This is a genomic window from Paenibacillus thalictri (assembly GCF_004307995.1).
Taxonomy (GTDB): domain Bacteria; phylum Bacillota; class Bacilli; order Paenibacillales; family NBRC-103111; genus Paenibacillus_AF; species Paenibacillus_AF thalictri.
In genome coordinates, this window is the sequence record NZ_SIRE01000020.1 from 76,962 (window position 1) to 90,136 (window position 13,175).

The 13,175-nt window shown below is 46.6% G+C and carries 11 protein-coding genes; 6 read left to right on the top strand and 5 right to left on the bottom strand.

The annotated features are described in order from the left end of the window. Positions 1-65 precede the first annotated feature (65 nt). Together EYB31_RS25890 and EYB31_RS25895 are read right to left on the bottom strand one after the other, a co-directional pair. Complete coding sequence (locus tag EYB31_RS25890; protein WP_165452620.1) at positions 66-1,595, bottom strand: response regulator transcription factor; 1,530 nt, start codon at positions 1,593-1,595, stop codon at positions 66-68. Further along, positions 1,576-3,345 carry a sensor histidine kinase gene (locus EYB31_RS25895; RefSeq protein ID WP_165452621.1) on the bottom strand — a complete coding sequence of 590 codons (1,770 nt, stop codon included), beginning with the start codon at positions 3,343-3,345 and terminating at the stop codon, positions 1,576-1,578. Before EYB31_RS25895 ends, EYB31_RS25890 begins: the two co-directional genes overlap by 20 nt. A 268-nt stretch (positions 3,346-3,613) precedes the next feature. On the opposite strand from EYB31_RS25895, the gene EYB31_RS25900 reads away from it, so the two are divergent. The 6 genes from EYB31_RS25900 to EYB31_RS25925 all read left to right on the top strand — a co-directional run bounded on the left by EYB31_RS25900 (position 3,614) and on the right by EYB31_RS25925 (position 10,052). Beyond that, positions 3,614-4,483: a carbohydrate ABC transporter permease gene (locus tag EYB31_RS25900; protein WP_240762871.1), complete on the top strand. Its 870-nt coding sequence runs from the start codon at positions 3,614-3,616 to the stop codon at positions 4,481-4,483. 35 nt (positions 4,484-4,518) lie between these two features. Beyond that, entirely contained in the window at positions 4,519-5,373 is an 855-nt protein-coding gene (locus EYB31_RS25905; RefSeq protein WP_131016440.1) for a carbohydrate ABC transporter permease, read from the top strand. 168 nt (positions 5,374-5,541) lie between these two features. Next, positions 5,542-6,771, top strand: a complete 1,230-nt coding sequence (locus EYB31_RS25910) for an extracellular solute-binding protein (RefSeq protein WP_165452622.1) — start codon at positions 5,542-5,544, stop codon at positions 6,769-6,771. Between the two features lie 36 nt (positions 6,772-6,807). Further along, positions 6,808-8,199, top strand: a complete 1,392-nt coding sequence (locus EYB31_RS25915) for an FAD-dependent oxidoreductase (protein WP_131016336.1) — start codon at positions 6,808-6,810, stop codon at positions 8,197-8,199. Positions 8,200-8,375: 176 nt separating this feature from the next. Further along, a complete protein-coding gene (locus tag EYB31_RS25920) occupies positions 8,376-9,155 on the top strand; it encodes an SDR family NAD(P)-dependent oxidoreductase (RefSeq protein ID WP_131016337.1) in 780 nt (259 codons plus the stop codon). A gap of 153 nt (positions 9,156-9,308) precedes the next feature. Next, complete coding sequence (locus EYB31_RS25925; protein ID WP_131016338.1) at positions 9,309-10,052, top strand: helix-turn-helix transcriptional regulator; 744 nt, start codon at positions 9,309-9,311, stop codon at positions 10,050-10,052. 107 nt (positions 10,053-10,159) lie between these two features. Here the strand turns inward: EYB31_RS25925 and EYB31_RS25930 are convergent, their stop codons facing one another. From EYB31_RS25930 to EYB31_RS25940, 3 genes are all read right to left on the bottom strand, one after another. After that, positions 10,160-11,089, bottom strand: coding sequence for a nucleoside hydrolase (locus tag EYB31_RS25930; protein WP_131016339.1), 930 nt, complete (start codon positions 11,087-11,089; stop codon positions 10,160-10,162). A 97-nt stretch (positions 11,090-11,186) separates the two neighbouring features. Beyond that, the gene (locus EYB31_RS25935) at positions 11,187-12,059 is read right to left on the bottom strand and encodes a putative RNA methyltransferase (protein WP_131016340.1); all 873 of its coding nucleotides are present in this window, start codon (positions 12,057-12,059) and stop codon (positions 11,187-11,189) included. A gap of 437 nt (positions 12,060-12,496) precedes the next feature. After that, positions 12,497-12,976 carry a nucleoside deaminase gene (locus tag EYB31_RS25940; RefSeq protein ID WP_131016341.1) on the bottom strand — a complete coding sequence of 160 codons (480 nt, stop codon included), beginning with the start codon at positions 12,974-12,976 and terminating at the stop codon, positions 12,497-12,499. Between the last annotated feature and the right edge of the window lie 199 nt (positions 12,977-13,175).

Below are 13,175 nucleotides of genomic sequence, written 5' to 3' on the forward strand. Positions count from 1 at the left end.
TTTTTCAATTAGAACGGTTGAAAAAACTTAACTCTTTTCGGTGAGGATGTATGCCCGTTTTCAGTTCATATAGTGACCTTGCTTTTTTTATACTGCGCGGGTGTCAATTTTGTAAAGCGCTTGAAAATTTTCGCGAAATATTTGGGGTTTTCAAACCCGACCTGTTCTCCTATTGTGAACCAATAGGAATCGCAGCTTCGCAGCAGCTCCTTGGCTTTTTCAACCCTTGTTTCATGTAAAAAATGAACGAAGGTTTTGCCCGTGCATTTGGTGAACATATAGCTGAAATAGTTCTCGCTAAGATTCACTTCAGCCGCAACGTCCTGTACCCGCAGTGGTTTGTGGAAGTTATCCCGGATAAAGGAAATTGACTTTCCGATTTCCGAACTATGTTTTACCGACTTAAGATGATGCAGCTTTTCCTGAACTACGGTATGCAGCCGCAAGCACCAATCAAGCAGCTCGGGATACGTTCTTAAGTTGGTTATAATATCAAACGGCGTTTCGTTCATCAGGGAATCCTGCATATCCCCACCCCAATCATTAAGCAATGAAAGCACGGTAGACTGCCACCGGTAGATGCCGTCGCGGATTCGTTGGGCGCCCATCGATGTGTCGGCCTCACTTGGAAAGAGTTCATGAAACTTTTGAAGGGCCGTGTCATCTTCCAAGGTTTCAAGAGCGACCAAATATTCCTTTAGGCTGATGGCTGTAATAAAAGGCTGATTATTTTGCGGAAGTGTTCGCGGCGTGTAGATACTGACAAATCCGTTTCCATTATAAAACTTATGCTCCAATGCCGCAGCAGCTTGATGTATGGCTGTCGACTTTTCCGAGCTGGATTGAAAAGGGAGACTTAAACCGATAGAAACGGAATGGCCTCCCCCGGTTGCTTTTCGCAAAAAACTGCTAAGCGCAGTATGGACGATGGAGGGCTCAATGCCTCGATTCATGCATTTAATGAGAATCCAATAGACGCTAGGATCTTCCTTGTCCATGACCATATGGCGGGTTATGGATGCGCTCTTGGAATGCAGCATACTTTTTATTAGTTGTGATGCGGAGGAAGTAGACGAAACATAAATTTTCCCGATAAGGAGCCATTCATTACCCGTAATCCATTGCTCCCAATAGGGTACTGTTTTACCATGCAGCCATTCAGACATACTATCGTCTTCATGAACAATCGGATCGGGCGGGTCCGTTGGAATCGTAAGTGGTTCCGTCAAAGCGGATTTAATCTTCAAGACGGCGGTTAATAATTCTTCCGGGCTCATCGTTAATTTATGGACGTAGTCGATGACTCCAAGTCGCAGAGCTTCTTGCACCGATTGAAAATCTTCGCGCACACTCAGAATCATGATTTTGATATCGGGCAGTTCTTTACGGATGTGGCGGATCATTTCTAAGCCGTCCATAATCGGCATTTTAATATCGGTTATGACCATATCCGGTTTGGTCGTTCTTACGAGCTCCAATCCGCTGTAACCGTCCGCGGCCTCGCCGACGATTTCAATGCCGTGTTTGGCCCACTCAATACCTGAAATAATACCTTGTCTAACGAGAATTTCGTCTTCAACGATCAATATTTGCAACGGGATCTCCCTCATTTCTGAAAGGTAATTTGAGTGAGACATGAGTGGTGCCTTCAGCTTCACGGCGTTCTATATGGAGTCCAAACGATTCACCAAACATCATTTGTATGCGTTTATGAACGTTTTTTAGTCCGATTCCTGACAAGGAGTTGCTTTCAACCTTAGTTATCTGTTCAAGCATTTCACCTATTTTCGCTTTATTCACGAACAAACCGTTATCAACCACTTCCAGTAATAACGTACCTTGGGTATCTTTCCTGGACCGTATGACCATGATTCCTTGCCCGTCTTGAAAAGATGCATGCCGGTATACATTCTCCACCAAAGGCTGAAGTGACAGCTTAGGAACCGTAGTGTCCAGAGTTTCAGGAGCGATCTCCTCAATGACTTTAATGTTGTCTCCAAAGCGATACTTTTGAATAGTTAAGAAATATTGGACGTTCTCCAGTTCTTCCCTTAGCAGGACTTGCTCTTGCCCTCGATGAATGCTCATTTCAAGCAAATGACCCAGCGACACCAGCATTTCGGTAATATGCTTAGTACCGGCCATAATGGACATCCAGCGGATTGTATTTAATGTATTGTGCAAAAAGTGCGGATTAATCTGTGCTTGCAGCGCTTCCAGTTTGGCCTGTTCTTTGTGACGTTCCAGTTCGATTTCATGATCAATATGATTTCGCAGCTTAACAAGCATCGAATCAAAGCTTCTACCGACCAGCCCGATTTCATCCCGCGTACGGATATTGCTGGATACATCAAGATGCCCCTTCTGCACCAAATGCATCATTTCTCTGAGCTTACGCAACGGTTTGGTCAGCATCGAGGAAAAGAAGATAATAATCATCACAAAGATAGTCATACTGACGGCCAGCGTAATCGAGACGGTATTTCTTATTTTGTATATCGGTTCAAAGATTCCTTTATGCGGTACGAATTGAATGAAACGCCATTCGGCAAGAGGGTTGGAATACGTACTTACGACCATTTTCTCGCCTTCAATTTCGGTAGTAAAAGTATCATCAAACGCTGGAAGTGCCGGCTGGATATGAGTATACAGCCGTGCCGCGTAATTCGAATCGCTGCCTAGAATACTGCCGTCCTTCCCTACCAACAATCCATAGCTTTTACTGGAGGAACGGGATGAATTCAAAATTTCGAGGTAATAGGTTGTTGGCTCGCTAATGACCAGAACTCCTATTTGATTAAAGCTGCTGTCGCGAACGATCATTGAAACGGTTATCAGGTTTTGGTTTGGCCGTGCATAGCTTGGATGATTAAGCGTCCATACCATGTATCCGTTCTCATCCGATGTTTTTTGCCACCAGTCAGAGGAAGTAATGGCATCATACGCTTCTGCAGACTGGCCCCAGTTTGTATACAAATTGCCATAATTATCGAATAAGGAAAAGTACATCGTATTGCTGACGATAGCCGTGGATATTTCAATAAATTTTTTGTCCATTTGCTGGACTCCATCAAGATGCTCCCGCACGTTGCGGGGAGGCTCCAACAGCAGGCGGCGCACATTTTCATCGAGCATAACGGAGCTTGTGGCATTCATCATGGTGTTCAGCTTTCGGGTGAGGTCCATATTTACTTGATTAAGCCGGTCGGCTGCAGCCGATTCTATCTGATTTCGCAGCGTAACCTCAAATACACGGTACGCATAAATGCTTGATCCGAGAATGGGCAGCAGTACAAACGCGACAAAAGCAACGATTAACTTGGTGCGCAAACTGATAAATTTCAAGTTGGCCTCACACGCTTTCATAAAAATAGCGTTTTCAAATAACGCTTATAGGATAGTATAGTGATTCATTCGTGAACTGTAAATCCGATAAGCAGAATCCTGAGAATCGTATCCATATTTCGAAGAATCGGATCTAAAACGCTTTCATAAACAAGAATCGTATCCCTTTTGCATAGAAACATGAGTTTAACAAAAAAATAAAAGCGCTATCATGGGAAATAGCCAACACAGAAAGGGGGGGAAACAGATTAGATTGAGTCAGAAAAGAATGGATACATTAGCTGGCTGGAGCTTTATTTTGCCCAGTATATTAGGCTTCAGCACACTGACGGTGATTCCGATTTTATTGTCTCTTGTTATTAGCTTTACGAGCTGGAATTTCCTCGACGGCTTAGGGGGGATGAAATTTATCGGTTTCGATAATTTCAAACAGCTGATTTCAGACAAATGGTTTAAGGACAGCTTAACCAACAATTTACTATTTGTTGCGGGAACCGTTCCGGCAACCATCGTCCTTTCATTACTGACGGCGATTGCGATCAACAAAGGTGTTTTTTTGAAAGCGCCCATCAGATTGATGATATTTATGCCTTACGTTTCGAGCATAGTCGCTGTTTCCATTGTGTGGGGAACGCTTTATAACCCGTCTACCGGGCCGATTAACTCGTTTCTGCGAAGTATTGGAATTGCCGATCCACCCGGATGGCTGTCAGCCTCATCTTGGGCGCTGCCCGCCATTATGATTATGACCGTATGGGCTAACATTGGCTATAACATGATTATTTATTTAGCCGGACTGCAGGGAATATCCCAGGATCTTTATGAGGCGGCCAAAATCGACGGAGCGGGTCCCGTGACAAGCTTTTTTAACATTACAGTGCCTTTGCTTTCGCCTACCACGTTTTTTGTATTAATTACGAGCATCATTCACTCGTTTCAAGTGTTTATCGCTGTCTTTGTAATGACCAAAGGGGGGCCGGGATCATCAACTACTGTACTTACTTATTATGCCTACCGGACAGGTTTTGATTTCTATAAAATGGGCTATTCCTCAGCGATGGCGTGGATTTTGTTCCTCATTATATTTGTAATAACGTACTTACAATGGCAGGGACAGAAACGATGGGTCCATTATTAAGTGATTCCGCAAAAAAGGAGGGGGGTGTGATTAATATGCAATCCCGAAAAACATCCCGTTCGTGGATACAGGAAAACTATTTAACTATTATATATACGGTCATTCTGGTTGGATTCGGGATTGTGATGGTACTGCCGTTTGTGTGGATGCTGTCGACTTCTTTTAAAAAGCCTATCGACGTATTCGTCTATCCCATTGAGTGGATTCCAAAGTCATTTGAGTGGGATAATTATAGAAGGGTATGGACAGGTTCACAGCCGTTCAGCTCATATTACTATAATTCCATAAAGGTAACCGTACTTACGGTTATCGGAACAATTATAGTAAGCTCTGCGGCAGCGTACGGCTTTGCCCGGATTCAATTTCGCGGCCGGGATTTCGTGTTTTTCGTGTTCTTGGCAACATTGATGATTCCGGACCAGGTGACGTTGATCCCCAGATTTATTATCTTTAATTATTTGGGCATATACGATACCCATTTCGCACTTATATTACCCGGCATGTTTACGGCTTTCGGCGTGTTTTTGCTAAGACAGTTTTATGCCGGCATTCCCGAAGATTTTTCCGAGGCGGCCCGTATGGAAGGGGCGAGTCATTTTGGAGTCTGGACGAAAATCATTATCCCCTTGTCGAAGCCGGCGCTCGTATCTTTGCTTATTTTAAGCTTTACTTGGAACTGGAACGAGTTTGTCAATCCGCTTGTATTTCTTTCCAGCAAAAGCCTCTATACCGTACCGCTGGGATTAACCAATTTTATTGATGAATCGGGTACCGATTATACTTTAATGATGGCTGCGGCCGTCAGCTCCATATTGCCTGTCATCATTCTGTTCCTCGCCTGCCAAAAGTGGTTCATTGAGGGGGTGGTGTCGAGCGGGATCAAGGGTTGATATGATCAATACATTAAAATAAAGGGTGATCAAATGAAAAAAGCAGGGTTAACGTCATTGGTTTTGTGTATAACACTTACGGCCGTTTTGAGCGGTTGTTCTACGCAAGCGCCCACAACAACGGGAACAAAAACAGGGGAAACAGGGAAAGAGGCAGCGAAAAATGTTGTGAAGCTGAAATTCTGGGGGGGAGTGCCGGAGGAAGCGGGACCCAAGCAAGCTGTAGACAATTGGAATCAAGCCAATCCGGACATTCAGGTCGAATATGTGCGTTTTGTCAACGACGAGAGCGGCAACACGAAGCTGGAAACAGCGCTGTTGGCGGGAGGCCAAGTGGATTTGTTCATTAACTACCGGATGGATAAGCTTTCCAAGCGGATTGATGCCGGCATGGTTGAACCTTTGGATCCTTTTATTCAAAAAACCAATTTTAACATGGAAGACAATTTCGGCAAGGATGCGATCCATAAATTCAAAGATAAAACGTACTATATCCCCGCCATCATTCTGAATGATTTCGTCTCACTTAATAAAACATTTCTCGATGAAGCCAAGCTGCCGATTCCAACTTCATGGACATGGGATCAATACACCGAGTATGCGCAGAAGCTGACCAAAGGCGAGGGGGCAAATAAGCGGTGGGGATCCTATACGGATTTGCTGCAGCCTAAAATATACGAATTCCTGGATAAAGCGGTCAAAACGGAGCTGGGAGCCGACGCCTTTTATAAAGCGGATGGAACAAGCAATTTTGATCACCCTGCTATGAAAAAATATTTCGACATCATGTTCAATTTGGAACAAAAGTTAAAAGCTCAACCGCCTATAGCGGAAGCCAAAACAAGCAAAATGGAAGGCATACAGCTCTATTTGACTAATAAAGTTGCGATGCATTGGATCGGAACGGCAAGCTTGCGAAATATCAAGAATACCAAAGATTATCCGCACGACTTCATTACCGCATTTGCTCCGCCGCCAAAGTTAAGCGAGAACAGTAAATTTTTGGGGGGCGGCACGGGATATCTGGATTTTACAACGATTAACTCACGCTCCCAAAACAAGGATGCCGCATGGAAGTTTATGCAATGGTATGTAACCTCGGGCAACGAGCCTTTGATTGCCGGCGGAAGAGTGCCTGCCTGGAAAAAGGCGGATAAGGATAAAGTAGCCAAGCTTATACTTGGCGATAACCCAGAGAAGCTATTCGATGTAGAATCTTTTAAACGGGTCGTATTTGCGGATGTCCCTTATGTGAAGGACACCAAGTTTGATAAATTGGCTGAAATGCAAAAAATCGTTGAAGAAGAAGGCGAACGCGCATTAATCGGTGAACAGACGACGGAACAAGCGGTAAAAGCAATGAAATTGCGCTCGGACAAAGTATTAAGCGAGAAATAAACTTTATACAGATAGTGAGATAAGGAGATGTAATAAATGACAAATGCAGCTATTGCTTATAGTACGGAGGTACCGGTCGTAGCAGATGTCGATGTATTGGTAATCGGGGGAGGCCCGGCGGGAATCGGAGCCGCTATTGCAGCCGCGCGTGCCGGAGCGAATGTGGCCTTAGTGGAAAGATACGGCTTTCTGGGAGGCAATGCGACAGCGGGACTGGTCGGCCCGTTCATGACTTCATTCAGCGATGATGGAAAAACGCAATTGGTCAAAGGTGTGTTTGACGAGCTGGTGAGACGAATGGAGGCATTTGGCGGTGCAGTTCATCCGGAATATGTAAGAACGGGCAGCCCGTATTCCGGATTTTTCAGCAAAGGGCATGATCACGTCACTCCTTTCGATCCCGAGGCTGTAAAGCTGGCGGCTGCCGAGATGATGGAACAATATGGGGTGCGGTTATTCATGCACTCCTTCTTTCTGGAGTCCCTGACGGAAGACAATCGTGTAACGGGTGCGATTATTCTGAACAAGTCCGGATTACAGGCGATTCGTGCCAAAGTAACCGTCGACTGCAGCGCGGACGGCGATGTCGCGAACAGTGCCGGAGCGGCGATGGAGCAGGGCAGGAAGGCGGATGGATTGACTCAGCCTATGACGATGTTTTTTCGTGTAGCCGGTGTAGACGATGCGGCGGTTTTGAAATATGTCGAAGAGCATCCGGAAGAACGTGACTTACTGTTTGGCGATCTGATAGCTGAAAAACGAAAAACCGGTGAGTGGACAGTGAACAAAAACCATCTGGGTATTTATCAAACTACACAGCCGGGTGTGTGGCGGGTCAACACAAGCCGTGTTCAAGGCTTGGACGGAACGAAGGCGGAAGATCTGACAAAAGCGGAAATTGCAGGCCGCCGACAAGCGTTCGAATTGGTGCGGTTTTTTCGTAAATATTTCCCGGGCTTCGCTAATGCTGTGCTTGTCGATACTGCGACACAAATCGGTGTGCGGGAAACACGCCGCCTGATCGGGGAATACATGCTCACCGCCGATGATTTAATTAGCGGCCGGTCTTTTGAAGATGTAATCGCCCTGTACGGATATCCGATTGATATTCACAGCCCTAATGAAGTAACCACTGAATTTAGTAAAGAATTTTCAACCGCTAACATCTATCAACTGCCTTACCGCATCCTCGTTCCTGAAAAAAAGGACGGGTTGCTTCTGGCCGGCCGCTGTGTGTCGGCTACTCATGAAGCGCTCGGCGCGATTCGGGTTATGCCTTGCGCTTTTGCACTCGGTCAAGCTGCAGGAGTCGGGGCAGCTGTAGCCAGTCAGACCGGCGTAGAGCCTAGGCATGTCAATATTAAAGAAGTGCAGCGTATACTGGTGGAGCAAGGCGCTGTATTGCCGGATGAGAACGGACAGGTATAATCTGCAGAATAACAGAGAGAAAAGAAAATGAAGGATCCTTAAGATTAATTGGCGCATGGTCGATAAACCATGCGTCATTATTTCTTGCATGGATTCCAACTTAAGTTGTGAACCCTATCTTATCAAAATGAGGGAAATTCCCGGTAATTCAGTCTTATATAAAGGAGCAAATGTGTATGGGTATAAAGGATAAAATGAGCTTGCAGCAATATACTTCCATCATAACAGGCGGAGCCGCTGGGCTTGGAAGATCGATGGCGTCTGCTTTGGCCGAAATGGGTTCTAATTTAGTCATTGTAGATTTAAACCGTAATAAAGCTGACAGAGCTGCTGAAGAGCTTCGCGAGCAGTTTGGGGTACAGGTTTATGTAATGGAAGCAAATGTGTGTAGCCCTGAAGATGCGCTGCGTGTTCAGGAAGAGACTGTGCGGGAGTTTGGGCGTATCGATGTACTAATTAATAATGCGGGTATCGTAAAAAATGCCAAAGCCGAAGATACTTCCTATCAGGATTGGTTAGATGTCATGAATGTGAATTTGAACGGTGTGTTTCTTATGTCCCAAGCAGTTGGACGCGAAATGATCCGGCAGCGGAAAGGATCAATTATTAATATTTCTTCCATGTCAGGGATTATCGTCAATACACCGCAATGCCAAATCGCCTATAACGTATCCAAAGCCGGTGTCATCTCGCTCACAAAAACGCTAGCCGCAGAGTGGGCTCCTTATGGGATAAGAGTGAACACTATTGCGCCGGGTTACATGAAGACAGAGTTGACGGAGAAGTTTTTCTTGGAAGGAGGGCAATTAATAGACCGCTGGATGAGCATGACGCCGATGGGACGGCCCGGAGTGCCGGATGAGCTTCAAGGCATCGCTGTTTATTTGGCATCAGAGGCGTCTTCTTACACAACCGGCAGTGTTTTCTCGGTAGATGGGGGATATACCGCTTGGTAAAAAGTGCATAATGCCGCCGTTTATCCAAAGAAGGGCAGGCATGCTGTTATTCAGGAAATCTACCCGAGATCCCGTCGCGCGAGAAAAGGATTCCATGCACTCCCGTCGAATAGTGTACCTGATTCCACCCTACCAGCAAGGAGCCGGTACTCTATGAACTGCACCCTCCATTTTCTGCATCGCGCCGTTCGGGAAGCCAATAGCCATATTGACTTTCACCGGCACCCGATGTTCGAAATCGTCTATTACCGCAGCGGGACCGGGACAACGGCATTCGAACATAACGAATACCGGTATGAACCCGGCATCTTCACCGTGCTGCGCGCGAATACAGATCATAATGAAATCCGGCATACCGATACGGAAGTCGTGTACTTCGGCTTCTACTGCGATCAGACTCCGGTGGAGCTGAATACGGGGATGCATCGCGACTTTGCATTTACGATCAGAGGGCTTATCGAGCAGATGGATGCGGAGATGAACGCGAAGAAAAGCCACTACGAGTTAAAAATCAATGCCCTGCTGCAGGCGGTCATTATTGAGGTGCTCCGGCTGCAGAGTCCTCTTGCGCCTTCCGCTTCCGGCGAAGAACGGCATATTTGGAACGCCCGGCATTACATGGACCAATATTTCAGCGAAAAGGTGAACCTCACCCAGCTTTCCGCACTCAGCGGATACAGCTACGACCACTTTCGCCATTTGTTCAAGGACGAGGTTGGGGTTACGCCCATGCAATATTTGCGCCAGCTTCGGATCGACAAGGCGATCACCATGATGCGCGGACGCGATTCTAGCTTGACCGATGTCGCACTGGAATGCGGCTTTACCTCTCTTTCCCAGTTCAGCGCCACCTTCCGCCGCATCACTGGCAAGAAACCCAGCGCCTACCGGGTTTGAAGTCCGCTCTTACGTGCGGAAATGCACATGCAAAACAAAATCCCGGGGGCCGCATAAACGGCTGCCGGGATTTGCTATGAGCGGACGATGCTTCGCTTCCTAACCTATCAATTGCCGGCGGCAAATGCGTCCAGCTTGGCGAAGAAGTCTTTGAATATCCGGTCGCGATTCAATTGAACCGCACAGCGGATAAAGTGACGCGATGTATCCACGCTCCACGTGCCTTGTTCGGTTACGACCGGACTATGCACGATATGCGTCGTTACCCATGTAGGATCAAGCAGGTAAGCGATCGCCGCCATATCCCAAATCACTTTGGAATAGCCAAAATGATCGTTTGTGTATGCATAGAACCGCTCGAACAGAAAATCTCCGATCGCTCCGCGGCCTTTCACATATTTCTCCATTTCCGAAGTTGTTGTCAGCAGATGGCTTGTCACCCCTTGGCAGGGAATGAGCACCAAGGGGACACCACTGTCGAAAACAACTCTGGCGGCCGGAATATCCTGCACCAGATTGAACTCCCTTGTATGGTGCCAGCTCGGCATATGTCCGCCCAGCCAGATGACGACGATATTCTCCACAATTCGCGGCTCCATTAAGATGGCCGAAGCGATATTCGTAATCGCCCCAATCGCCACCACATACAGCGGGTCGCCCTCCGGCGAAGCCAGCGCCCGCTTGACCAGATCTTCCGCCGCCGCGCTGTTAACCGGCGTTTCTCCATCAGGCAAAAAGGAGGTTGAGCCGCGAAGTACGCCTCCCGCCGGATAACGTTTCATTTTGTCCAGCAGCCTTCCGATTTCATCATAACTTTTCTCCATCCCATCCGCCGGCCCTTCGGACCTGCTGTTCAGAAACGGAGCCGCATAAATCGCCTCGACGCTCAGACGTTCCGGAGACAGAAACGCCTGCACGACAGCAAATTGATCGTCAATTTCGTTATATGTATCGGTGTCGAGCACCATTCTGACTGTACCTGTGGGATGCTCCAGCCGCTGCAGCAGCAGTGGTGCGGGAATTTGCGGATTATTCATAAGGAATATGACCTCCTGTTGGTTTTTTTCGATTATACCATCGGCCTGCCGGAAACGCTTTCCGCTTTCGGTGAATCTTTTGTCAATTTCGGCTATTTTAGGTTTTGGAGCCGAGCAAAATGTCCAAGTCTATGGTGATCCGCGTGTTGTCTTGATGTTTGAACGATTCCATTCGCGTTTTATTTGATGACCAGGCAAGCGGGGTCATTTGCACCAAGCTGGCGATTTCCTCTTTATTTAAGTTTGCTGTGTAGTTAACATGAATGACATCTTGCAGGCGGAAATGCTTTTCAAAAAGCGCCGCAGAATGCCCGGCTTCATATGTCTTGGGACCGTCGTTTTCAAAAAGCGCCTCTCGCAGTTCCTTTAAATATCCGGGGCGAGGCACGACCTTCATGACGACTCCATCCGGAGTTAAAATCCGGTTGAACTCCTTGTAATTTGCCGGAGACAACATATTCAAAATAACATGAACCGACCTGTCCATAAGCGGCAGCTTCGCCAAATCGCCAACCAGCCATATATGATTTTTGTATTTTTTGGCGGCCATCATTATGGCTTCTTTGGAAATATCCAGACCGATTCCGGTGATGTCCGGATAAGTGCATTCATGTAAAATGGTTTGTAAATGCGATCCTTCTCCGCAGCCCATGTCCGCGATCAGCAAAGGATGTCCGGAAATTAAGCCAAGCTCGGTTATCGTTGCGGCTATGCGTTTGTGCAGCGGCATATACAATTCACTTTCCACGATCATTTCGCGCCTTGCAGCAAACAATAGCTTATTGTAGGCGCTGCTAGCCGGACGAGTCAGCATGTTCAGGTAACCGTGTTTGGTAAAATCAAAATTGTGATTTTGGCGGCACATCAGACTTTTGTGTTCGACAACCTGCATCGGACTTTTACAAAGCGGGCACATCAATGTGGATTTGCATATATGTATAAGTTTTGCGTTTTTTATCATCCCGGTCATTTACCTCATCCTTTCGCACATAAAAAAACACAGGTTATTTGCCTGTGTTTGAGAGTAAAAGGGAAGATGACCCGTCCATTATTTGTGAGGATGTACGCGATAATAAGCGTAATCCAATAAACCTCCCCTTAAACAAAGGGAAAGCAATAATCAACATAAATGAAGAAAGGCAGATAGATCCGCCTTCCTTCATATTTTTAGCGTATATGAAGATTATTAAAAATGGGCAGACTGATCCCGTTTACTCCGTTTGAGACAAACAGAGTCTTTGAACATATGGAATTATTTGTTCAAAGAAGGGAGTCGAAGTCTGACATAATACATCTTTAATAATCCTCCTGGTGGGCTCGAATATTACACTAGGACTATAACATTACATTTCGAAAACTTCAAGAAGCGAGGTTTGCCGCAACATCCGTTAAGTAAGTTTGCCTGCCTTACGTATGTGCGTGAAACTGACGGTGGAGCTCACGAACTTGCTCGGCGAGTTCAGGAACAGGACCTTCTATGACCGTATCGCAAATGACTTCGTGGATGGCCAAAGTGCGAACGCGCGGTGCCGCAACTTTCATCTCGCCGAGCCATTGCGCCAACTGTTCCGAAGAGCTTGCATATACAATCCGGCCTAATTCGACCCATCCGTGGGCCGCAGCGCACATAGGACAATGCTCGCCCGAAGTATAGACCGTCGCTTTGCTTCTTTCTTCCACCGTCATGTGTTGTGCAGCCCAACGGGCCAAGGCAAATTCCGGATGCTGGGTATGGTCGCCGCCAGCCACATGATTGTGGTCTTCCGCCAGCACCTCTCCGCCGGCCGAGACAAGGATGGAGCCAAACGGCTCGTCACCCGCTGCCAAAGCCGCTTTGGCGAGTTCAATACAGCGCTGTAGGTGCTTCAAATCCGTATCATTGATCATGGTCGAACCTCCTCATATTTCTGTTTATTTTGGACTGAAACGGACTTTCAAATGTTTGGTTCAACTTAAATGTTTTTCTCCGCTTTTTTGCATCCTTGCGTTTGCTTCCGTTCCATACAAGTATGCTATCATGAGGAGAATACAATGAAAAATATTTAAAAAATAGGTTTCGGCTAGGTTTTTCATATAGGGCGGACAC